Origin of the sequence: Lysinibacillus sp. JK80 (assembly GCF_027557635.1) — a bacterium.
Classification (GTDB): Bacteria; Bacillota; Bacilli; order Bacillales_A; family Planococcaceae; genus Lysinibacillus; species Lysinibacillus capsici.
The window spans coordinates 2,806,005-2,830,524 of the sequence record NZ_CP058997.1; the positions used below are offsets into that span (position 1 = coordinate 2,806,005).

A 24,520-nucleotide genomic window follows, 5' to 3' on the forward strand; every position below is an offset into this window, starting at 1 on the left:
TTTAACTAATAAACTTTCGGTAAAAAGCTGTAAATATCCCTTTTCTCAAAAATTCCTGAGCTTACTTTAGCAACTTTTTTGCCATTTAAACGGCTTGGAAAGGGAAACTCAATATGTGGACCATTATAATGAATAATTGTCACTGTACCATCAGAGTTATTACGCCAATCATAATTCCTTTCATCCGTTTTAATTGAAAGTTTAATCGATACAAAAGCTAAACTTAAGAATAATATGAAGAAGGTAAGACGAACGATTTTCAATAGAAACACTTCCTTTTCTATTAGCATAATAATTTACATCCTTACGCACTATTGAGTAATGTTAATAATTTGAACAAAAAAATCTCACCAAAAGCTTTATGGATAGCCATTGGTGAGGTTTTTAATTATTGATGCAAAGCTCTAGACAAAAATGTTACAAACTCCGCACGTGTTACAGGATCATTTGGTCTAAAGTTGCCATTATCTCCAATTGTGATCCCATTTCCTGCAAGTATAGCGATAAAGTTATGTGCCCAGTGTGTTTTTGGCACATCCTCGAAAGTATCTTTATTCGATGAAGTTAAATTAAAGGCAAGAACTAATACTTTTGCCATTTGAGCGCGTGTCAAATTCGTAGTTGGCTGGAAGTTCCCATCTATGCCTTCAAACAGACCTGCTTGTTGCACCTGATCGATTACCCCAAAATAGAGATGGTCTTTAGGTATATCGTTAAATTCTCGCGCATCTTTTTTCGGTTCTAGCGCTAATGCTCTTGTTAATATCAGGGCAGCATGCTGGCGCTGAATTGGTGCATTTGGTTTGAAGGTGCCATCTTGATAGCCTGTAATAATGCCCTGCTTTGCCATCTCCTGAATCATCGCCCAGGCCCAATGTCCTTGAGAAATATCTGAGAAGATGATATCTGGCTCTGTTGGTTGTGGATCAATTGGTTCTTCAGGTTTAGGTTTTTGTTCTTCAGGTTTTTGTTCTTGTTTTTCAGGTATGTTTGGCCCTGGTTTTGGGGATGGATTCGGAGATATACTTCCTCCACCACCCGATGAACCGTCTTTTACCCAATGGGCATATAAGGTGATATTGGACTTCACTAAATCTTTAGAAAAATTCCAAGGTATCGTCAGTTCAATATCCTTATACCAGCCTGTAAATGTATAGCCTGCCTTTGTTGGATTTACTGGATTTGTTGCTAAGGTATCTTTAGTTACCTTCTGTGATGCTACTGCACTTCCTCCATTTGTTTCGAAATCCACCGTATACTGTGCGACGACGTTTTCCCATTTTGCATACAAGGTCGTATTTTGGGTTATTATATCCGTTGTAAAATTCCATGGTGTGGTGAATTGAGCATCCTTATACCAGCCTAAAAATGTATACCCTGGTTTTATAGGGATTACTGGTTTACTTACTAGTGCCTCATAAATTACTGTAATAGGATTGATTGCTGTCCCCCCATTTGTATTAAATGTGACAACATATGAATTTGCTTTCCATTTCGCATACAAGGCAAGATCTGATTCTTCAATATCAACAATGCTATTGACTGTATAATCTATACCATCTCCCACGTTAGTGCTGTTCCAACCATCAAATGTATAGCCAGTTTTTTCTAAAGATCCTATATTATCTAAGATCGTTGCTGGAGTATTTCTTGGATACATATTCATATCTACTGGTGGATTTCCTTGTTCAGAGCCATTTCCATGATAGATAATTCGATAAGTAAGTAACTCGAACTGGTGATTATTTTGATTGGCATAGGCTTGAGCAGTCGATGCATCATGACCATAAATAATTAAATTACTTGGATTTGCATTAAAAATATCTTCTAAAAGAATCGTTGCATCCGATAATATTTTCACTTGTTTAAGATTATTGTCATTAAAGGCATTATCCTCTACAGTCATTACATTTTTAGGAATTTCAATGCTACTAAGTCTATTCTTCCCAAAGGCCCATCTACCAATATTCGTTACACTACTAGGAATCTCTATACTTGTAAGCTGATTATCGAGAAATACACTTTCCGCTATACTTGTTATACTTGAGGGAATCGTTACATTTGAAAGTTCATTGGTAGCAAATGCATACGCTCCTATACTTACGACACTAGTAGGTATTACTAAAGAGGTTATGTGATTATCTGAAAACGCCCATTCTCCTATAGTCTCCAAAGTTGCTGGTAACTCAATGTTTGTTAATTGGTTCTCCATAAATGCGAAATCCCCAATTGTCTTAAGTTGATTTGGCAGCTTAACTGTAGCAAGTGCATTATCTAAAAATGCATATGAGCCAATTTGAGTAACTTGATCTGGTATTTCTATAGCAGTAAGTTTATTTGTAAAGAATACACCTTCACCTATCTTTTTAAGGTTATTTGGTAGTTTCACATACGTTAATTGATTTTCTGCAAATGCCACATCTCCAATGCTTGTTACACTGTCTGGTATAATTACCTGCGTAAGACCTTTTTCACCAAATGCTCCACTACCTATTGCTGTTACTACCCTGCCATCTAGCTGACTTGGAATGGTTATTGCCATATCAGTACCTATGTAATCTCTAATCGTTACTGACCCATCCCTATTTTTTGTCCACTCATAATCCGCTTCATTGACAGGATCTGGAGAATTTATACCTTGAAAGTTTATATTCAACCTATCTGCATACTCTTTTGCAGAAGAATTCTCTGGAGCATAAATAACAAGGTTAGGACTATGCCCTATAAAAGCATCATCACCTATTTCTACATCTTTAGAATATATAATGATTTCCTTTAGGTAATTATTTGAAAAGGCTTCATCTCCAATGCTTTTCACACTTTCTGGTATCTCTAAACTTTCAATATCATTCCTTGCAAATGCATTTGACCCTATTATTTTTACACCCTCTGGGATTTTCACATTGACAATATCATTCGTTGAAAATGCATGATCTCCTATACTAATAACACTTTTAGGTATATCTACGCTTTCTAGCAAATTTCCGGAAAATGCATAATTTCCGATACTACTTAGATTATTTGGAAGTATCACATTTGTTAGTTGGTTTAAGGAAAATACACCATCACTAATGTTCGTTAGATTACTTGGCAGTGTCACACTTGTTAACTGATTTTGATAAAAAGCATAAGCACCAATTGTTGTTATTGTTTCTGGTATCGTGAGGCTTGTCAGATTTTTATTAGTAAACACCCAAGCGTCTATCCCTGTTACGATTTTCCCTTGTATTTGATGAGGAATTACCATGTCTCCGCCAATACCTGTGTATGTCTTTATAGTTATCGATCCATCAGGGCTATCTTCCACATCATAATCAGCTTCATTAGCAAAAGTATAAGGGATTTTCAATAAAATCATGAAGATAAATAGTGTAAACCATATTCCATATCTAACACTTTTTGCTTTCATATAGTCTCTCCTTTCTTTAAAAATGAAATAATTCTTCTTCATCTTAAAGGTAATTATTTACTCCCACTATTGAGGAATGTTAATTATTTTTAGGTAAATACAAAAATCCCATCATTGGTAGTCTTATCACACCAGTGATGGGATTTATTCTTATTGAGAGAGGGCTCTATATAAAAAGATTGCGAATTCTGCCCTTGTAACAGCATCATTAGGTCTAAAATTACCTTGATCACCTATTGTGATACCGTTTGACGCAAGAATAGCAATATAATTGTATGCCCAATGAGCTGCAGATACATCATTAAATGTTTCTTTCTTATGGGCAGTTAAGTTTAAAGCCTCTACCAATACTTTTGCCATTTGTGAACGTGTCATATTAGATTTTGGTTGGAAATTTCCATCTATGCCATCAAACAGTCCTGCTTGTTGCACTTGCTTAATTTCCTCAAAATAGAGATGACTTTCAGGAATATCCTCAAATATAAACGCCTCTTTTTTCGGTTCTAGCTCTAATGCTCTGGTTAACATCAGGGCAACATGCTGGCGCTGAATTGGTGCATTTGGCTTGAAGGTGCCGTCTTGATAGCCTGTAATAATGCCCTGCCTTGCCATCTCCTGAATCATTGTCCAGCCCCAATGTCCTTTAGAAATATCTGAGAAGATGATATCTGGCTCTGGTTGGGGTGTTGTCTCTGTTGGTTGTGGATCAATTGGTTCTTCAGGTCTAGGTTCTTGTTTTTCAGGTATGGCTGGCTCTGGTATCGGGGTTGGATTCGGAGATATACTTCCTCCACCACCCGATGAACCGTCTGTTACCCAATGAGCATATAATGTGATATTGGACTTCACTACATCTTTAGAAAAATTCCATGGTATCGTCAGTTCAATATCCTTATACCAGCCTGTAAATAAATAACCTGCCTTTGTTGGATCTACTGGCTTTGTTGCTAAGGTATCTTTAATCACCTTCTGTGATGTTACTGCACTTCCTCCATTTGTTTCGAAAACCACCGTATATTGTGTGATGACCTTTTCCCATTTTGCATATAAAGTTGTATTTTCGGTTACCTTATCCGTTGTAAAATTCCATGGTGTACTGAATACAGCATCTGTATACCAACCTGCAAACTCATATCCAGCTTTTGTTGGGTCTGCTGGCTTTATTGCTAAGGTGTCTTCAGTTACCTTCTGTGATACTACTGTGCTACCTCCATTTGTTTCGAAAACCACCGTATATTGTGGGATGACCTTTTCCCATTTTGCATATAAAGTTGTATTTTCGGTTACCACGTCTATATCAAATTCCCATGGGATACTCAACGTTTTATCTTTATACCACCCTATCAATATATGACCTGCCTTTGTAGTATCTGCTGGCTTAGTCACTTTAGCTTTGTCAGTAACTTTTTGAGACGGAATCGCACTTCCGCCGTTCGTTTCAAAATTCACCGTATACTGTACGACTACCTTTTTCCATTTAGCATATAAAGTTGTATTTTCGGTTACCTTATCCGTTGTAAAATTCCATGGTGTACTGAATACAGCATCTGTATACCAACCTGCAAACTCATATCCAGCTTTTGTTGGGTCTGCTGGCTTTATTGCTAAGGTGTCTTCAGTTACCTTCTGTGATACTACTGTGCTACCTCCATTTGTTTCGAAATCCACCGTATATTGTGGGATGACCTTTTCCCATTTTGCATATAAAATTGTATTTTCGGTTACCTTATCCGTTGTAAAATTCCATGGTGTACTGAATACAGCATCTGTATACCAACCTGCAAACTCATATCCAGCTTTTGTTGGGTCTGCTGGCTTTATTGCTAAGGTGTCTTCAGTTACCTTCTGTGATACTACTGTGCTACCTCCATTTGTTTCGAAATCCACCGTATATTGTGGGATGACCTTTTCCCATTTTGCATATAAAGTTGTATCCTCCGTCACCCTATCTATCTCAAAATTCCATAGACTATGGAGTTCTGCGTCTTTATACCAATCTACAAATAGATGCCCCGTTTTTGTTGGATTAATTGGTTTAGTAGCCTTCATAGGAGAAGTAAAAGTTTGACTTGGAACTGAACTTCCACCATTTGACTCAAATTTAAGCTCATATTGCTGTACTAAATCCCATTTCGCATATAAGGTTATATTTTCTGTCACTTTATCTATTTCAAATTCCCATAGGGTTGTGAATTTTTTATCCTTATACCAGCCTGCAAATGTATATCCAACTTTTACGGGATTTTCTGGTTTAGTAGCCGTCATATAAGAATTTATAGTTTGGCTAGGTAACGGACTTCCACCATTTGACTCAAATTGAACCACATACTGTTGTTGCACTATATCCCATTTTGCATATAAAGTTGTGTGCTCTGTGACCACATCTGTTGCGAAGTCCCATAGTTTAGTTAAAGCAGGGTTTTTATACCAGCCCGCAAATATTTGTCCTGCTAAGATTGGCGGTTCTGGCTCTTCCAACTTATCTCCATATTCTGCGACAATTATTATAGGGGTAGTACTATTTCCTGCTTCAAATCTGACACCATATACATTTTTCAACCACACAGCATATAAATCTATATCAAACGTTACCCTAAATGTGTCGAAGTTCCATTCTGTAGTACGTTCTTCATTAAACCAGCCAATAAATTTATGTCCTTCTTTTATTGGAATACTCGGTTTGCTGAGTAGCGCTCCTTCTGGTACTTCGACAGTTGTAATGTCTGTATCAGAGTGAAATGTGACAGTATGCGAATTCTTTAACCATTTTGCATACAAGATTTTATTTTCTGTTATCACATCTGTATTAAAATTCCAGGGTTTATTCAATTCTTCATCCTTATACCAACCATCAAATGTAAAACCTGCTTTCACTGGAACATCGGGTTCTACCACCTTTTCCCCAGACAATACTTTCTGTTCTTCTATGGTAGTACTATCACTATTTGTTTCAAATGTAACTGTGTACTGTTGGACATTCCCCTTGGCATAAATTCTCAAGGGTTGTGTTACATTTACATCCCATTTTGTTACCCATGATAAATCTTGGTACCAACCGTCAAAAGTACTACCTTGGCTGTTAAATGCATTTACTCCCAACATTAATGGGCTATTAAATTGAACCCATTGTAACCGATTATATTCAAATGCCCTATCCCCAATGCTCGTTAAACTGTTTGGGAACGATACAGTCGAAAATTGATTATCATAAAATGCCAGATTTCCTATACTAAGAAGACTATTAGGAAGTTGTATAGATGTTAGTTGATTTTGACCAAATCCCCAATCACCTATACTTATAACATTATTAGGAACGACTATAGTTTTTAACTTATTACCAAAAAACGCGAGATTCCCTATACTAAGAAGACTAGTTGAAAGTTCTACATTCGTTAAGTAATTAGCTTGGAATGCTCCTATCCCTATACTAGTAACACTATTGGGAATATTTACAGTTGTTAACCTATTACTATCAAATACATAATTTCCTATACTTGTTATACTGTTTGGAAGTTCGACATTAATTAACTGATTATAGCCAAAAGCCTCATCTCCTATGCTTGTTACACTATTTGGAATCTTTATATTTGTTATCCGATTGTTTGTAAAAGCTTGGGCTCCTATTATTGTTACACTATCAGGAATATTTACAGTTGTTAATCGATTTCCAAAGAAAGCCTGATAATCTATAGCCGTAACACCATCAGGGATGTCCACATGTACTAACTGATTACCATAAAATGCTTGAGCTCCTATGGTGGTGAGGTTTTTTGAAATGGTTACGCTTGTTAATTTACTATTTTGGAATGTCCAACGTCCTATATCCTCCACACTATCGGGAATCACAATCGTGCTTAGTTGAGTGTTGGCAAAAGCCCAATCGCCTATCGTTATTACACTTTCAGGAATCACTATTTCTGTTAGGTTAGATTCATAAAACGCGAGATTTCCTATTATTGTTACGGGTTTCCCTTCAATGGTTTCAGGAACAACCACTGATCCCCCCGCACCTAAATATTTTACAATCGTTACACCTGCGCTATTTGGTTGTATCTCAAATTCGCTTGTATTGAAATTGGTTAAATCACGATCGTTATCTATTTGCTCATGAACATCAACCTCACTCTTATTATCTACTTCATTTCCCCCTGCTTCTTTAGCTTTTTCTTCTATGTCATTTTGTTCATTCGCATAGGTCAGGGATTGTCCCCATTGGAAAAAGAGCAGTAATACAATAAGCATAATGGTAATGTTTTTCTTCATTCATCCTCTCTCCTTCTGTAAATTTTCAGCTTCAAATAGCCCCTTTCCTTTGTTTCCATACATTTATCCTTATAAAGAAAAACACTCTTCTTTATCTTAAAAAAATCAATTTACTTCTACTATTGAGGAATGTTAATTTTTCACTAACTAAAAATAAACCGCTATCAATAAATTGATAGCGGTTTGTTTTATTTGGATTGTTTTAATAACAATGCTTGGGCTCTATTTTTTACTCCTAGCTTATTGTAAATTCCTGAAAGATACACGCGTATGGTCCCTTCAGATAAAAATAGTTGCTCTGCTATTTCCTTATTTGAAGCACCTTCTGAAAGTAGTGAAAATATTTCTTGTTCACGAGTAGAAAGAACTTCTAATACAGGTATTAGTTCTTGAACATAATTCAGTAATCGATAGACATAGCTAATGATTACTTCATCCCAGTCTTCTTTAGCATGCTTCTGGCAAACATCAATATAGTCCCTCATAAGGGGAATAATTTTATTCTCATCTAAAAAAGTTCTTATATAGTTATAAGGTTCAGCTAATTTCAATGCTTGGTGTAACGTTTCTAACGCCTCATCTGCTTGTCCTTGCTCAACCAAACATATGGCTAATAATATTGTGGCTTCTATACGAGTGGATAGCTGTTCTTGTTGTTGTGCCTGCGATTGTACCTGTCTAATCAATTGCTGTGCTGCTAGTGGATGTCCTTTCATGAGTAAATAACGTGCTTTTACTAGCAAATAAAATGTAAAATCCTTATCTACTTTGACCTTAGCTAACTCCTGTTCTGCTTGGACAACATTATCTTCACGTAAAAATAAAAGTGCCTTCATTACTCTTATACTATCAATCCAATGGCGTTCATTGACAGCTTCAATTGCATGATCTAAAACGCCTTGAGCAACTATATATTGCTCTTCTAACACGGCTATTTTACTTTTAAGAATATACATCGGTACTAACAATCCTGCATCTTGAAATTGATGTCCAGAACGTATAGCTTCCTCTAATTCTATTGATAGCTCAGCAAATTGGTTCCACTCATATAATTTTTCTGCACGCACGCCATAGCTATAGCCCGTCATACTTAAGTTTTTAAATTTCCCTGTTCTAAACTTAGCAAAATAAGACATAGCCTGTTCATCTGAAAGTAACTTTCCTCGAGATCCGATATTTGTTCTAAACAACATAGGCTCTGTTTGATTATATTGTATAAATATTGCGTCCCATTTGGAATCAACTGGATTTCTCTCCAGTCTTTGTCGAATATATTCTCCAGCTTGAGAAAGATCTCCGTTTTTCATGACAAAGACATAGGCTTTCACACCTAGAAAATCATCGACAGCAGATGCATACTCACTTTTATTCATCCAGTGATTAGACCTATGCTTTTGTTCTAGGTCTAGGATCGTCCGATAAGCATCTTCTAAATTGTGTAATGCTGCGAGTGTATATGCATACATTACCATCAACTCTGGGTGTACCTCATAGCCATTAGACAAAAATGTATCAATCCATTTTACATAAGATGTTGAATGTCCACAGGAAAGAAATGTTACAAGATGCTCCTGAATCCATTGTTCAGCATACATAAATACGTTGCCGCTTAAAGCAAGCTCTATAGCAGATAAAAAATTTCCATTATTATATAAAGCTACAGCTGCCTTTTCATATAAATACAAAATATCCTGCTGAGTAAAACGATTGCTCAATTCTTGGCGCAATGCTTCTCTAAATAAATTGTGATATCGAAAAACCTGCTCTTTTGCTTCTACTCTACTAATAAATAATCCTTGTTGATCAAGCTCTAATAAGACTAGTTGAGCATCAGTACGGTTTGTTAGGACATTACATGTATCAGCGGTTAATTGTTCCAAAAGTGAAGTATAAAGAAGAAAAATTTGGAGGGATGGTGCTAGTTTGGAAAAAACCTCACTCATTAAATATTGGAACACATATAAATTACTTTCTTTTAACTCTTTTTCTACATTATGAAAATCCGCTAAATTAGTTAATTGCAACCCTGTTGGCCAGCCCTCTGTTATCTCAAAAACCTTTTGAAATACCTTTACATCCAGCTTTTTATTTAAATTTTTATAAAATTCTTTTGTCTCTTCATACGTAAAAAGAAGTTGCTCTAAACCAATTTCAAGCAAGCAATGGTTTAATCTCCACTTTGCAATAGGTAATGAAATAGTTGATCTACTAGTCAAATAAATAAAGCAATTTTCAGGTAAGAAATCAATTAGTCGAGTCATCGCTTGATGGATAGCAATATTATGAATATGATGATAATCATCAATCATAATATGAATCTTTTTAGTAGATAGCGATAATTCATATAAGAGAGAGTCCACTAAAAACTCTAATGGTAACTGTGGTTGTGCATGGAGTATAGAATTAATCCGAGAGGCAGCTTCTGGCTGTAATGAGTGACCAATAGCATGAATTAAATACTTCCAATAGCGATTTAGATCATTGTCTGTTTGGTCCACCGTATACCATGCAACTGCCGTCTCAAGTTGCTGAAACCAACAACTTAGAAAAGTGGTTTTACCATACCCTGCTGGTGCTTGTACTACTATAAGTTTTGCTGTTGACTGGAGTAGAATGGCATTTAATCGTTCTCGCTCAATAATTTGCTTGCCCGTTTGAGGGACTGTTGTTTTTGAGGCTAATAAAATATTTGGCACATGCAGACCTCCTTTCTCTTTAACAACTTTAAAAGCCTAGCCATTCTTTTGCCCATAAAATGGCCTTCGTGCGAGATTTCACACTTATTTTACTGTAAATTCCTGTTAAATATATACGAATTGTTCCCTCTGTCAGCTGCAATTGTTGTGCAATCTCCTTATTAGAAGCACCTTCTGCGAGTAATTGCAGAACATCTTTTTCTCTTGCAGTAAAGTTAGTGAAAAACTCATCTTCTGTGCTGTCATTTAGTAATAGTTTATTTACATAGGCTAACGGCACTGACTTAAATGTATCTCCCTTATTATGCTGACGTAGACGCCAGTATTTATTAAGTAATGGCCAGATAGAATCCTCCTCTATAAATGTACGGTAATACCCATAGGACACTCCATGTTCAAGAGCATCATGTAATACTGTTAAAGCGAAATCCTCTTTACCAAGTGAAAAATGACAAATGGCTTCTAGCAAGCCCGCTTCAATAAGCGTAACGATTTGCTTTTCCTGAGTTGCTCCTTCTTTTAAACGAATAGCAATTTGCAATGCTTCCTCCAGTTGATTTTTAGCATATAGAATTTTACCTTGAACTAATAAATAAAATGGATTTTTTGATGCAATTCTATAATTGATAAAATCCGTCACTCTAAAAAATTCCTGTTGTGCATATGAAATATTTCCTTCCAATAAATAAGATTGTGCTTTCATAATATAGAGCATTCCGATCCAATAAGGTTTATCGGTTTCCTTCATAGCTTCAATCAATAACAGATGTGCTTCTTCGAATTGTTTTTTAGTCATATAAATACGTGCCTTTAATAAGTACATTGGCATAAATAATCCTGGATCTTGAAAATGCAAACCATATTGTAAACCGATTTCTAACTCTTTACTTGCCCTATCTAAATCATTTATTTCATACAAAATTTCAGCTAGTAATCCATAGGTAACGCCTGTAATATTTCGCTCCCTTATTTCACTTTCATTCAACACGCTAATCAGTTCATCCATTTTTTCTACTGGTAAGAATTTTCCTTTTGCACCTATAAAAGTACGTAAAATTCTAGGTTCAAATTGATTATATTTTAATGAAATATCATATAAAGATGACTTATTCTTTCTTACATTTACACGTGTTTGTAAGCCTACTTTTGCCCTTTCAATGTCTCCATCTTCCATATAACCAATATAAGCATTCAAAATTTCAAAGATTTTTGAGACAGCAATAAATTGAAAACCATCCATCCATTTCAATTTATTTTGTTTTAAAAGTAGTTCCTCTATGATTTTATTCGCCTGATCAATTTCATGGGTTGAAAACAGAGTAGTAATATATAAGACAAGCATATTAATATCTACTGGAAACTGCGCATTCCTTAATTTCTGTATCCACTGCCCGAATAATAGAGTATGTCCCTCGGCAAATATTTCGACTAAATATTTTTGAATCCATTCATGTGCAAGCTTGTATAATTCGCCATTTAAAGCAAGCTCAATTGCCGCTACATAGTCTTCTCCTTGGCATAAATTAGTGGCTGCTTCGTAATAAATAGAGGTAATCATTTCATAGGAATATTGCCTTTGAAATTCTACCTGTAGGGCATGCCTAAATAAAGTTTGGTAACGATAAACGGGTGGATGAGCTTGTACTTGTTCGATAAACAAACAATTTTTCTCCAGCTCTGAGAATGTAGTTAAACTATCTAATCCGTTCGTGATGGATGTACAAACACTCGGATCTAAGTAGTTTAAAATGGAAGTTCTTAGTAGAAAATCTTGCAATTCTTGAGGTAATATTAAAAGAATTTCTTGCATGAAGTACTCATGTATATATGAACTAGCTTTGGCTAAAATTTCTTCACTACTAAGATTACCTATCATTCCACCTGTTGATAGCTTTATCAGTTGGATACCTGCTATCCAGCCCCCTGTAGTATTTAATAAAGGCTTCAGCGCATCCTTCTGTTCATCATTAGTAACAGAATTAAAGAAAGATTGTAGCTCTTCTAAATCAAAACATAATTGACCCGTCCCGACTTCTAGTATCCAACCTTTTACACGCCATTTTGCTAGTGAAAGTTCTAAATTAGTTCGTGTGGTTATATAGATCCGTGCATTGGCTGGTAAATATTCAATAAGTCGATTGATAATTTGATGAATTTGAGGGTTGTGGATTTCTTGAAAATTATCAAAAACAATATGAATATTTTCTTTATATGTATTCAAATCGTTTAACAGTGTATCTATAATTATTTCAAAAGGTGGTGTTTCATCTAGTATATTGTTTAACTTTTGTTCTACATTCAATATGCTAAAAGATAATGTATGTATTAAGTACTTTAAAAATTTCACAGGATCATTGTCATTCTGATCGATAGTAAACCATGCTACCGATTCATCAATATGCTTCAACCACAGACTTAAAAGAGTCGTCTTTCCGTATCCTGCGGCTGACCGTATAATGGTTAGTTTCTTCATTCGATTGTTAGATAAAATAGAAAATAATTTCTTCCTCTCTAATACATTTGGCACTGTACGTGGAATTGTTACTTTTGATTTTACCCATACCATATCCATCACCCTGTCTCCCTTCTTCATTTCATTAGTTCTATAAATTTCGAATTTTTCCTGCAATTTAATTTTTCTACTCATTCACTTCATCCAAAAGAGCATACTTATTTTAGAAGGATAAAGCAAACTACTTCACTTTTTTTATTCCTAGCGTTAGAATACTAATATCTAATTTTCCTATAGGAAACTTTATTTCACTAATGATACTTTTTGAAACGAGGGAACAATATGGTTTACAAACGAGTCACAAAATCGTCTGCAGAGGCGGTTTTAGATGGAGATATAAAAGGTTGGCGAAGATTTTTGCCATTTTTAGGACCTGCTTTCATTGCAGCAGTCGCCTATATTGATCCTGGCAATTTTGCTACAAATATTACAGCAGGCTCTCAATACGGCTACCTGCTACTTTGGGTTATAGCCTTTTCTAATTTAATGGCCGTGTTAATTCAGTCCCTGTCTGCCAAACTTGGGATTGCCACAGGAAAAAATTTACCTGAAGTCGCACGCGAGCATTTTTCTAAAAAAACATCTATCTTTTTATGGATACAGGCGGAATTGGTCATCATTGCCACAGACCTCGCGGAATTTATCGGAGCAGCACTAGGGCTTTATTTACTTTTTAATATCCCAATGCTTCCCGCCGCATTGATTACAGCAGTGGGTTCATTCGCTATTTTAGAGTTGCAAAGAAGAGGATTTAGAGCCTTTGAAGCAGGTATTTCTGGCATGGTTTTAATTGTTGTATTGGCGTTTGCCTTCCAAACATTTTTAGCGCAGCCAGCATGGGGTGATGTAGCGATTGGCATGTTCACGCCACACTTTGAAGGTGTAGATTCACTATTATTAGCAACAGGTATTTTAGGTGCAACCGTTATGCCTCATGCTATTTACTTACATTCCTCTTTAACACAAAGCCGTATTATTGGTCGTAATGAAGAAGAAAAAAGACGCATTTTTCGATTTGAATTTATCGATATTATCATCGCTATGATTATTGCTGGTGCCATCAATATGAGCATGCTCATAATTGCCGCAGCAGTATTCCATACCCAAGGCGTTGTAGTTGTAGATTTAGATGTTGCCTACAATGGCTTAAAAGAGGCGCTCGGCCCAATGGCTGCCATTTCCTTTGGTCTTGGTTTACTTATTGCAGGGCTTGCTAGCTCCTCTGTAGGGACTTTAGCAGGTGATGTTGTCATGCAGGGCTTCATTCAAAGAAAAATACCTCTTTATTTACGTAGAGCGATTACCATGGTGCCACCACTTGCAATCATTGCCTCTGGTGTGAATGCTACCTATGCTCTCGTTCTTAGTCAAGTTGTTTTATCATTTGGTATTTCCTTTGCACTTGTCCCTCTTGTTATGTTTACAAGTAAACGAGACATTATGGGAAGCCTAGTTAATCACCGTATTACAACTGTTTTAGGTTGGTTTGTCGTAGTCGTTGTTGTTACGTTAAATATTTACTTACTGTGGGAAACAATTTTTGGATAACAAAAAGCCAGGTACTCTATAGTAATGAGCACCTGGTATCTTTTTGATTAAACATCCACCTTTTCGATATTTCTAATGGCTAAATAAGCAATACCAAGACCCACGATTGCTAAAGTAATTGGAATAATAATTATATCGTTTAAAGTAAAGTTACCTGAATTTGACGAAGTTACAGACACAATTATAATAGATGAAATAATAGTTGTCGGTATAGAGTATTTTCTCATCCCGAAATACAATGGGATTAAAGCTATACCTGAGGCAGCAATCGCATTCATCAATACAGAAGGTATTTGCTGGATAATTAAAGAACTAGATAGTACATCAGGAATTAATTCATATCGATCGCTTATGATACAAAAAATGGTTGTAATAAGAGCATTGGAGATAATGATCATACTGAAAGTAAATAGCATGACAATAGCAAGCTTTGCGACCATTAATTTCTTTCTACTTATAGGATACATAAAGGCTAATGTAATGGTTTTAAATTTATATTCTCCGATGATTAACTTAGCTATTAACGTAGAAGCAAAAATCATAAAAACTGCTCTTACAAATGAATCAATAACACTGAATGCAACCTCATAATTTTCAAGCCCTGGGTCTCCTTCCACTTTAGAAATAAATAAAATCATAAACAAAAAACCAAGAATAACAAAATTAGCGATAATGGCTCCTTTAACATATGAACCTAAATGAAATTTTTTCATTTCTAAACGCATTAAATTAAGCATGGACAACACCTCCATTGATTAGCTTTAAGAAATAATCCTCTAATGAACTAGTTTTTTTACTAATCTCTTCAATCTCAACGTCATGTTCAATTAATGCTCTCGATAGGCTTTGTTGGGATACTGTTGAGTCGTATATACGTATAGAGTTATCATCCATCAGCTTAAAATTCGTAATGTTTAATTCGCTTTCAATAATAAACGCTGCCTTTTTCCCATCACTTACGATCACTTCAGTATAATTGACCTGATCACGATTAATAGTATCCATTGCTACCTCAGTGATGAGCCTTCCATTCTTAATAACACCTATTGTATCGACCAATTGTTCTATTTCAGCTAGAATATGACTAGAGATAATAATGGTTATGCCGTACTCCTTACAAAGCATCTTGAAAAGCTCTCTTAACTCCTTTATCCCTACTGGGTCCAATCCATTAATTGGTTCGTCTAATATAAGTAACTCTGGCTTTGTAATAATGGCCCTTGCGATGCCTAATCTTTGCTTCATCCCCAGAGAAAAATCTTTAACCTGCTTATTCTCTGTATTCGATAACTTTACTAAATTAAGAACATGTGCAATTTCTTTCTTATCATAATAACCCATGTATTCACAATGTAATTCCAGGGTCTCTCTAGCCGTTAATTTTTCATAAAAAATAGGATATTCAATAATTGTCCCCATTCTTTTTAGTATTTCATAGGATTTGTCCGTCAATTTCGCCCCCAAAATTTCTACATCCCCACTTGTAGGTTTCGTAAGATTAGTTAGCATCTTCATAACAGTCGTTTTACCCGCACCATTAGGACCTAAAAATCCATAAATCTCACCTTTCTTAACGTTCATATTGACAGCAGAAACAACTTCCTTTCCATCGTACACTTTCGTAAGCTGATTTGTTTTTACAATGTATGTCATGTAATTCTCTCCCTCAATTGTGACTAGCTTCATTATAAAAAATGAAACTCTCTATTTTATTACTGCATTCTTACATATTTCTTAAGTAAAAAAGCCTGCAAAGCATTAAAGCTCTACAAGCATAATCGATTTAATACATCATTCGCTTTAACGAAATCGTAAAAATAGTTCTTTCATAGGGAATACTCGATAAACGGATGGAGCCATTCATTATTTCTACTAGTCTCTTTGTAATCGTTAGTCCCAAACCGCTACCTTGGAAAGATTTATTTCGAGAATCCTCAAGCGTATACATTCTTTCAAAAACGCGATCGATATGATATTCATCAATGCCCCTGCCACAATCCCACACATCAATATCAATATTGACTTCATCATTTCTTATGGTAATTCCAATTACATTGCCATCTGCTCCATATGCAATAGCATTAGACAGTAGATTGTTTAACACTCTATTTAATGCTTCTTCATTACCAAGTGCATATATGGAGCTTTCTGGGATATCAATTTTAATATCTAATCCCAGTGAAGTAACCAAATCGTAAAAAGACAAAACATTTTTTCGGCATATTTCACTGACATTGATTTTAGTGATTGGATAATCTGTGTCCCCAGCCTCTAATTTTGCCAAGTCAAAAAATGTATGAATAATTTTTAATACTTCTAATGTTTTAGCATGTACACCCTTAAGTAAACGTTGCTGTTCCTCGTCACTAATCCCATTTTGAAGTTGAAGCATTTCAATATAGCCAAGTACAACGGTTAAAGGCGTTTTAAGATCATGTGAAATATTGGCCAACATCTTTTTCATGGAATTTTCCATTTTACGATGCGTAGCCTGAATTTTTCGATGTTGATCTAGCAAAGTATTCAGTGTAATAAGTAACTGTTGAATTTCTGAATTTGTAGTTGTTACTAGAATCTTTTCATACGTCTGTTCATTCACAATTACGTGTAGTTTTCGATGAATATATTGGATAGCACGTTCTTGTTCCTTCTTGATTTTCCATTGAAAAATAAGAATGCCGATTAGCAATACAATGATTAATAATAATAGAAATATCATATAGTTTTACCCTTCAAATTTATAGCCGATTCCCCATAGGGTTTTAATATATTGAGGATGTGACGGATCATCTTCTATTTTTTCACGTAGTCTTCTGATATGTACATTTATAATATTTTCATCTCCGTAATAGGCATCTTTCCATATCGTCTGATAAATTTGCTCTTTGGTAAAAACTCTGTGGCGATTTGTCACAAACAATTTTAAAATGGAAAATTCCTTTGATGTCAGCTTTATCTCTTGTCCGCTCTTTGTTATTGAAAAATTAACAATATCTATCTTTAAATTATCAATTTCTAGGACCTCTTGCTTTTGTTCAGCTTGACTAGAGTATTTCGTAGCTCTTCTGATAACAGCCTTTACACGTGCTGAAAATTCCAGCATAGAAAAGGGTTTAGCAATATAATCATCTGCCCCTAATCCTAAGCCCAATGCTTTATCAACATCACTGTCTTTTGCAGACATAATAATGATAGGAAGTGCTGCCTGCTCTCTAATAATCTTTAATACTTCCAATCCATTTAATTTAGGAATCATAATATCTAAGATGACTAAGTCAAAGGTTTTTTGCAAACAATTTTGTAATGCCTCTTCGCCATTAGTCACTGTTGTGACATGGAAACCTTCCATCGTTAAGTAATTAGAAACCATTTCACGAATGGCTTCATCGTCTTCTACAAGTAAAATATGCTTTTGCACTATGATGCACCTCTCCTATCAAAACCCAATTTCCATATGTATATTACATTACCATATTTATGATGTTTGATTAGTGATTTGTTTATGAGTGTTGAAAAAAGAGCTGCTCCATAAACCATCACTCTTTGGTTTATAGAACAGCTCTATTATCTAATCTTCAACTTTTAAATCACAATCTTTAAGTGGAAGCATTTTTGTTTTGTGCTTTATTTTATAGCCAAACCATAATGCTAAAAATAATGGAATCCCAATATACGAAACAAGGATACCGTACCAATCAATCTTATCGCCTGTAAAGGCTGTATAATTTTGTCCAATGACTACAATCATACAAACTGTAAAAGCAAATAATGGTCCAAACGGAAATAATTTGGCTTTATAAGGTAATAACTTTGGATCTAAGCCCTGTGCATCAAACGCTCGGCGGAAACGATAATGACTAAACGCAATACCTAGCCATGCAATAAACCCAGACATTCCAGAAGCATTTAATAACCAGATATAAACCACTCCATCGCCAAAGAAGGATGCCAAAAATGCTAAACAGCCTACAGCTAATGTTGCCATAAGTGCATAAATCGGAATACCTCTACGACTTAGCTTTGCAAAAAATTTAGGTGCATGTCCATCCACTGCTAATTGCCATAACATACGAGAAGATGCATATAGTCCTGAATTTCCTGCTGACAGCATAGCCGTTAAAATAATGGCATTCATTAATGAAGCAGCAAAGGCAATACCTAGGCGGTCAAACACTAGTGTAAACGGTGATACTGCGATATCTTCTGATAATAAACGTTCGTCTGTAAATGGAATTAACATCCCAATTGCACCAATCGCTAAAATATAAAACAAAAGAATACGCCAAAATACAGATTTAACAGCCTTCGGAATATTTTTACCAGGATCATCTGTTTCACCAGCTGTAATTCCTAGTAATTCTGTTCCTTGGAATGAAAATCCTGCAGCTAGGAAAATACCAAATGTAGCAAGGAAGCCACCATGGAATGGCCCATCACTAACAAAGAAATTAGTGAAACCTACAGGAGCCTGCCCACCTAAAATACCAAAAATCATTAGTAAGCTAATGATAATAAAAACAATAACCGTTGCTACTTTAATCATGGCAAACCAATATTCACTTTCACCATAACTTTTTACGGATAGTAAATTAAACGTCAATACAACAGCAATAAATAATACTGTCCAAAGTGCTGATGAGCTATCTGGGAACCAATATTTCATAATTAATGACACAGCAGCAATTTCGGCAGCAATGGTGATTGCCCAGTTATACCAGTAGTTCCAGCCTAATGCAAAGCCCAAAGCAGGATCTACAAATTTGGTTGCATACGTACTAAATGAACCTGAGGATGGCATATAGGCAGCCATTTCCCCTAAGCTTGTCATTAAAAAATACACCATAATACCAATTAAAGCATAGGCAAGCAATGCTCCTCCAGGACCTGCCTGAGCAATTGCTCCTCCACTGGCTAAAAATAGTCCCGTACCAATTGTACCGCCTAAAGAAATCATTGTAATATGACGGCTTTTTAATTCTTTTTTCAGCTTCGGTGCTTTATGTCCGAGCTGATTTACTTTTATTTCACTCACGATATAGCTTCCTTCCTATTTATGAGGCAAAAAAATGCCATCACATATACACTGTGATGGCTACATTAATCCTCAGTTTTTCCTACATGATAGCTCAACACGTTGTGCAAACGTGACAGTTCTGTTCCTTTCGGAGACAGCCCCAGCATGAGGTTTTCAAGTCCCCTCACACTTCGGCAATATTTCCTTTCAACTAATTTCATCAATGCTTGTCATTTCAATTAGCATACTTATAAATATCGCGACCTCTACCTCAATACAAACATGAGGCATATAATTATTAAATTTATGATGTTTATTATACTAACATAAGACCATAGACATTTCAATACAACAACAAATGTTCTGTATTTTATGAATCTTCTACTATTTTTAATAGTGTGATAAAGTGTTATAGTAGTTCAATTAGAATGGTTATTATTAGGGGGGATTTTATTTTGACTACAAATGATCATTCCACTAGTTTTCCAAGTAAAAAAATTAGCTGGAAAGGAACAACCTTACTTTTAGTCTTTGGAGTTATCTTTATAGCCTCTACATTACGAATGCCACTAACTGTTGTTGGCCCAATTATATCCTTTATCCGTGAAGATCTTGGAATATCTAATGTTTTGGCAGGCTTTCTAACAACGATACCATTGCTGGCTTTTGCTGTTATATCTCCATTTGCACCAGTTGTAGCACGCAAACTAGGGCTTGAGCTAACATTATTTTTATCCACTTTTCTCTTGGCTTTAGGAATTGTCCTACGTTCACTTGGTACTACAGAATTACTTCTATTGGGTACTGTGCTAATTGGCGTAGCCATTTCTTTTGGAAATGTACTAATTCCAGGATTATTGAAGTTGAAATTTCCCTATCATGTGGGTTTATTAATGGCCTTTTTCACCATGTCCATGAATTTTACTGCTGGCCTTGGTGCTGGTATTAGCTATCCGATAGCTAATTCATCGTTAGGCTGGCAAGGTGCACTTTCCATTGCACTCATACTCGTTCTAATTACAATCTTAATTTGGATACCTCAACTAAAATCAAATAAACCAGAACCAGTTACTACATCTAAGAAGACCAGTACACCTTTATGGAAATCACCTGTTACTTGGGCTGTCACAGGGGCAATGGGTTTACAGTCTTTATTATTCTACACAACAGCAGCTTGGATACCTGAGATCTATATTGCTCAAGGTTTAGCACCTGATAAAGCTGGCTGGATGTTTTCAATCATGCAATTCTCACAAGTACCAATGGCCTTAGCAGTGCCTATTATTGCTGGTAAAATGACTTCTCAACGCCCACTTGTATTGATGTTTACATCCTTCTATTTAGTAGGCTTTGTTGGGGTTGTCATGGAATGGACAAGTCTTGGGGTACTGTGGATGGTTCTTCTAGGGTTAGCAGGTGGTTCTTCATTCGCCCTAGCAATGATGTTCTTCACTCTCCGTACTCGTACTGCATTTGAAGCAGCAGATTTATCAGGCTTTGCGCAATCTTTGGGTTATTTATTTGCCGCAATTGGTCCTATTCTTTTTGGCTACTTGCATGATTTATTTGGCGGCTGGAATATTGCGGGATGGCTCTTTGTCGTTGTAGCAATGTTACTCTTCTTTTGCTCAATGAGAGCCTCTAAGGATGAATATGTGCATTAAAATTAAATAAAGCAGGTGGATTAGATTCCTCCATCTGCTCTATTTCTATATAGTGTTTACACATTACTTAATTGTCGGATTGCGGAGTAATGTTAGCAATTCAGCAAGGCATTCTGATGCTTCATTATTATGAGCTGTTATAGTAGAAAAAATAGGAACAGCCTCTTGTAAAAGCATATAACTATAATAGTAATAGCCTACAAAAGCTTGCTCCTCATAGCCCTTTGGCGTTTCTTTCTCCCACTCCTGCTCATCATTATCCTCATTTTCTATCCACAAATAGTTGACGTCTAATAGCTCCTGCATATTTTTAACAGTATTGACTGGGTCGAGATAATCCTTGGTAATAGCATGTGCCACAGCTAAATATAACTGTACCTCTTGTAAGGAGACAGCCTCTAATTTTTTACGAGTAAGCTTTTTTAGCAGGACAAGCAAAACCCATGGTGTCACCTGCCACAGTGTACCTTGATGTTCAATTAATTCAGCTAGTTGTGTGTATTGCTCCTGTTCTATCAGCTTAGGAATGGCTGTACCTCTACCATAAGGTGTCGTCAATTGTCTCCATGGGATATTGGGAATTTGCTGATTTAACATAGTAAGCGCCCTCTCTCATCAAAAGTATTGAAAGTAAACAATTCCTTTACACTAATAGCATGGTTTTTTGTAAAAATAATTTGGTGTATGATAAATATTTACATAGGGTTTATGGAATATATGAGTTGTGGCAGGGGAAAGTGGTGGGATTAACCATGTCCAGTTGCCTGTAACTTCTCTTCCTGTTGATTTTTCTGCCTCCTCAAACAATTTAAACTGCTGAGCTGCTGTATGATGATCAACAATGCTCACACCATCTTCTTTAAATGAGTGAAGAACAGCAATATTAAGTTCTACTAAAGCACGATCACGCCAAAGAGACGCATGTTTGGTTGTATCAAGATTAAAAATCTCTGCAATTGCAGGTAACATATTATAACGATCATGATCTGCTAAATTTCGTGCACCAATCTCTGTTCCCATATACCAGCCGTTAAATGGAGCTGCTTGAAAATCAATTCCAGCCATTTGAAAACGCATACTCGAAATAATAGGTACGGCATACCACTTCATTCCTAATTTCTCCACATCGATTGACTCTGGATGACGGATTGAGACCTCTACTATATTTTCTTCAGGAATTACAAACATTTGAGGAGCACGATTATCCACCTGTATAACGAGTGGTAGTACATCAAAATCAGTTCCTTTACCCCTCCATCCTAACGACTCACACACTTTTGTAAATTTAATGGACTGTGAATCTCCAATAATGCCTGCATCTGTTTCATAGCCTGCATAACGAATTAGTTGATGATTCCAAATCCGTACTCTATCTGAAGCAAACACTGTTATAGTTGGACGAATTTTCCCATGATTTGTCGCATAATCAATATGTTCTAGTAATTTTTGAAAAATAGCCTTTTCATCTAAAACATCACGTGCATCCACCACATGCAGTGACTGCCAAAACAGACGTCCAATACACTTATTGCTATTTCGCCATGCCACCCGTGCGCCAAAAACTAGCTCCTCTGTTGTTGGGTGATATTCACCTGCATCCTTAACTGCCTGTAATCTATTCTTTAACCAAAGTTCTGATTCATTTTGTTCTGTCTGATATAGACTTAAAAATTGCTGTATCTCCTGTATATTCATATCGATTCCTCCACTTATCCTCATATTAGAGGAACAAAACAACAAGCACCATGAAAATAGTAATTGAAAAAACATACATATTTTATATATGAAATAGTTTGTTCATATTTACTCTATAGACTCTCTTTGTAAGAGAATGTAAGGGAGAAAGATTTTAATTAATATAAAAAGGCTACAGTAGTCATGTAGCCTTTTTCAGGGGGTTGTAGAACAAAGAAATCAATAGAATTTTTGTAAATGGTGAAAAAGCTATACGTTCTGGGCTACTTACTTGCTGCTGTTGCTTCGCTTTCGCATAGAGCAGAACCAGTTTCACAAATTCTCTGGCCAGGATTTCGCCTGTATCGCTATACTAGAGAAGTCAAGCAGCCTTCACAAAAGTATTGACCATGGAAGTGTACGTGGTAAGTGAAACGGCTTATAGGAGCCCATAGTAAGATGCTAAGGGAATTAAATTCAGTCCCTCACCTTGCAAATAGGTCTTTTTCTGCTATTGCATTATCTTTTATCGTTTAAAGAACAGGAGAATAGAAAAAAGCATGTAACACACATCTGTGCTACATGCTTGATGACCCGTACGGGATTCGAACCCGTGTTACCGCCGTGAAAGGGCGGTGTCTTAACCACTTGACCAACGGGCCGTGGCTCCGAAGGCAGGACTCGAACCTGCGACAACCTGATTAACAGTCAGGTGCTACTACCAACTGAGCTACTTCGGAATAATATGGGCCTAAATGGACTCGAACCATCGACCTCACGCTTATCAGGCGTGCGCTCTAACCAGCTGAGCTATAGGCCCATTTTGGAGCGGGTGATGAGAATCGAACTCACGACATCAGCTTGGAAGGCTGAGGTTTTACCATTAAACTACACCCGCAATAATGGTGGGTCAGGACGGAATCGAACCGCCGACACTTAGAGCTTCAATCTAATGCTCTACCAACTGAGCTACTGACCCGAAAAATGGAGGAGGTAGAGGGATTCGAACCCCCGCGCGGTGTTACCCGCCTGTCGGTTTTCAAGACCGATCCCTTCAGCCAGACTTGGGTATACCTCCAAAAATATTACAATGGTGGAGCCTAGCGGGATCGAACCGCTGACCTCCTGCGTGCAAGGCAGGCGCTCTCCCAGCTGAGCTAAGGCCCCATTTATCATGAAAGATGGTCGGAATGACAGGATTCGAACCTACGACCCCTTGGTCCCAAACCAAGTGCTCTACCAAGCTGAGCTACATTCCGTAAACATGATTTTATTGGCGCGCCCGACAGGAGTCGAACCCATAACCTTCTGATCCGTAGTCAGACGCTCTATCCAATTGAGCTACGGGCGCATGTTAATTAAAAAATGATGAGCCATGAAGGACTCGAACCTTCGACCCTCTGATTAAAAGTCAGATGCTCTACCAACTGAGCTAATGGCTCGTGAAATTAAAAATGGCTGGGGTACTAGGATTCGAACCTAGGCATGACGGAATCAAAATCCGTTGCCTTACCGCTTGGCTATACCCCAATTTTAAAATGGGGCGACTGATGGGAATCGAACCCACGAATGTCGGAACCACAATCCGATGCGTTAACCACTTCGCCACAATCGCCACTATATAGATTATATTAGCTGTATTATGAACGAGTACCTCAATACCTGGCAGGGGCAGTAGGAATCGAACCCACACCAAAGGTTTTGGAGACCTCTATTCTACCGTTGAACTATGCCCCTAAA

The 24,520-nt window shown here is 36.5% G+C and carries 14 protein-coding genes, 13 tRNA genes and 1 riboswitch; of the genes, 2 read left to right on the forward strand and 25 right to left on the reverse strand.

The genetic code is table 11. The features are described from left to right. Positions 1-5 precede the first annotated feature (5 nt). The 5 genes from HXV90_RS14125 to HXV90_RS14145 all read right to left on the reverse strand — a co-directional run bounded on the left by HXV90_RS14125 (position 6) and on the right by HXV90_RS14145 (position 12,940). A complete protein-coding gene (locus HXV90_RS14125; RefSeq protein ID WP_269897463.1) occupies positions 6-290 on the reverse strand; it encodes a hypothetical protein in 285 nt (94 codons plus the stop codon). 98 nt (positions 291-388) lie between these two features. Beyond that, on the reverse strand, positions 389-3,409 hold the full coding sequence (locus HXV90_RS14130) for a leucine-rich repeat protein (protein ID WP_269897464.1): 3,021 nt from the start codon (positions 3,407-3,409) through the stop codon (positions 389-391). A 150-nt stretch (positions 3,410-3,559) separates the two neighbouring features. Beyond that, a complete protein-coding gene (locus HXV90_RS14135) occupies positions 3,560-7,672 on the reverse strand; it encodes an InlB B-repeat-containing protein (RefSeq protein WP_269897465.1) in 4,113 nt (1,370 codons plus the stop codon). 188 nt (positions 7,673-7,860) lie between these two features. Then, a complete protein-coding gene (locus HXV90_RS14140; RefSeq protein ID WP_269897466.1) occupies positions 7,861-10,368 on the reverse strand; it encodes a winged helix-turn-helix domain-containing protein in 2,508 nt (835 codons plus the stop codon). Positions 10,369-10,396: 28 nt separating this feature from the next. Continuing rightward, positions 10,397-12,940 carry a winged helix-turn-helix domain-containing protein gene (locus tag HXV90_RS14145; RefSeq protein ID WP_269897467.1) on the reverse strand — a complete coding sequence of 848 codons (2,544 nt, stop codon included), beginning with the start codon at positions 12,938-12,940 and terminating at the stop codon, positions 10,397-10,399. A gap of 222 nt (positions 12,941-13,162) precedes the next feature. Here HXV90_RS14145 and HXV90_RS14150 point away from each other — a divergent pair, with 222 nt between their 5' ends. Beyond that, complete coding sequence (locus HXV90_RS14150; RefSeq protein WP_269897468.1) at positions 13,163-14,428, forward strand: Nramp family divalent metal transporter; 1,266 nt, start codon at positions 13,163-13,165, stop codon at positions 14,426-14,428. A 47-nt stretch (positions 14,429-14,475) separates the two neighbouring features. Here HXV90_RS14150 and HXV90_RS14155 read toward each other — a convergent pair whose 3' ends face one another. The 5 genes from HXV90_RS14155 to HXV90_RS14175 form a co-directional block, all read right to left on the reverse strand. Then, positions 14,476-15,165, reverse strand: coding sequence for an ABC transporter permease (locus tag HXV90_RS14155; RefSeq protein WP_048391929.1), 690 nt, complete (start codon positions 15,163-15,165; stop codon positions 14,476-14,478). Beyond that, complete coding sequence (locus tag HXV90_RS14160) at positions 15,158-16,081, reverse strand: ABC transporter ATP-binding protein (RefSeq protein WP_103117310.1); 924 nt, start codon at positions 16,079-16,081, stop codon at positions 15,158-15,160. The genes HXV90_RS14155 and HXV90_RS14160 overlap by 8 nt, the downstream gene beginning before the upstream one ends. Positions 16,082-16,211: 130 nt before the next feature. Next, complete coding sequence (locus tag HXV90_RS14165; RefSeq protein WP_269897469.1) at positions 16,212-17,147, reverse strand: sensor histidine kinase; 936 nt, start codon at positions 17,145-17,147, stop codon at positions 16,212-16,214. Between the two features lie 6 nt (positions 17,148-17,153). Next, positions 17,154-17,846 (reverse strand): response regulator transcription factor, encoded by a 693-nt coding sequence (locus tag HXV90_RS14170; RefSeq protein ID WP_131522381.1) that lies wholly within the window; start codon positions 17,844-17,846, stop codon positions 17,154-17,156. A 150-nt stretch (positions 17,847-17,996) separates the two neighbouring features. Beyond that, entirely contained in the window at positions 17,997-19,460 is a 1,464-nt protein-coding gene (locus HXV90_RS14175) for an amino acid permease (protein WP_259951188.1), read from the reverse strand. A gap of 82 nt (positions 19,461-19,542) precedes the next feature. Then, positions 19,543-19,719, reverse strand: a riboswitch (Lysine riboswitch). Between the two features lie 178 nt (positions 19,720-19,897). On the opposite strand from HXV90_RS14175, the gene HXV90_RS14180 reads away from it, so the two are divergent. Further along, a complete protein-coding gene (locus HXV90_RS14180) occupies positions 19,898-21,106 on the forward strand; it encodes a CynX/NimT family MFS transporter (RefSeq protein ID WP_048391934.1) in 1,209 nt (402 codons plus the stop codon). A 63-nt stretch (positions 21,107-21,169) separates the two neighbouring features. On the opposite strand, the gene HXV90_RS14185 is transcribed toward HXV90_RS14180, so the two are convergent. The 15 genes from HXV90_RS14185 to HXV90_RS14255 all read right to left on the reverse strand — a co-directional run bounded on the left by HXV90_RS14185 (position 21,170) and on the right by HXV90_RS14255 (position 24,517). Further along, positions 21,170-21,703, reverse strand: coding sequence for a hypothetical protein (locus HXV90_RS14185; protein ID WP_269897470.1), 534 nt, complete (start codon positions 21,701-21,703; stop codon positions 21,170-21,172). A gap of 51 nt (positions 21,704-21,754) precedes the next feature. Then, positions 21,755-22,801: a nitric oxide synthase oxygenase gene (locus HXV90_RS14190; RefSeq protein ID WP_269897471.1), complete on the reverse strand. Its 1,047-nt coding sequence runs from the start codon at positions 22,799-22,801 to the stop codon at positions 21,755-21,757. Between the two features lie 569 nt (positions 22,802-23,370). Further along, positions 23,371-23,442 (reverse strand) — tRNA-Glu (locus HXV90_RS14195). A gap of 1 nt (position 23,443) precedes the next feature. Continuing rightward, a tRNA-Asn gene (locus HXV90_RS14200) sits at positions 23,444-23,520 on the reverse strand. Positions 23,521-23,526: 6 nt separating this feature from the next. Further along, positions 23,527-23,600: transfer RNA gene (locus HXV90_RS14205), tRNA-Ile, on the reverse strand. Between the two features lie 4 nt (positions 23,601-23,604). Further along, a tRNA-Gly gene (locus HXV90_RS14210) sits at positions 23,605-23,678 on the reverse strand. Between the two features lie 5 nt (positions 23,679-23,683). Beyond that, positions 23,684-23,759: transfer RNA gene (locus HXV90_RS14215), tRNA-Phe, on the reverse strand. A gap of 6 nt (positions 23,760-23,765) precedes the next feature. Further along, positions 23,766-23,858, reverse strand: a tRNA-Ser gene (locus HXV90_RS14220). A gap of 13 nt (positions 23,859-23,871) precedes the next feature. Next, positions 23,872-23,947: transfer RNA gene (locus HXV90_RS14225), tRNA-Ala, on the reverse strand. A 15-nt stretch (positions 23,948-23,962) separates the two neighbouring features. Beyond that, positions 23,963-24,039 (reverse strand) — tRNA-Pro (locus tag HXV90_RS14230). Between the two features lie 15 nt (positions 24,040-24,054). Beyond that, a tRNA-Arg gene (locus HXV90_RS14235) sits at positions 24,055-24,131 on the reverse strand. Positions 24,132-24,149: 18 nt separating this feature from the next. Beyond that, a tRNA-Lys gene (locus HXV90_RS14240) sits at positions 24,150-24,222 on the reverse strand. Between the two features lie 13 nt (positions 24,223-24,235). After that, positions 24,236-24,310, reverse strand: a tRNA-Gln gene (locus HXV90_RS14245). A 9-nt stretch (positions 24,311-24,319) separates the two neighbouring features. Continuing rightward, positions 24,320-24,395 (reverse strand) — tRNA-His (locus HXV90_RS14250). A gap of 48 nt (positions 24,396-24,443) precedes the next feature. Then, positions 24,444-24,517, reverse strand: a tRNA-Trp gene (locus HXV90_RS14255). Positions 24,518-24,520: the final 3 nt, after the last annotated feature.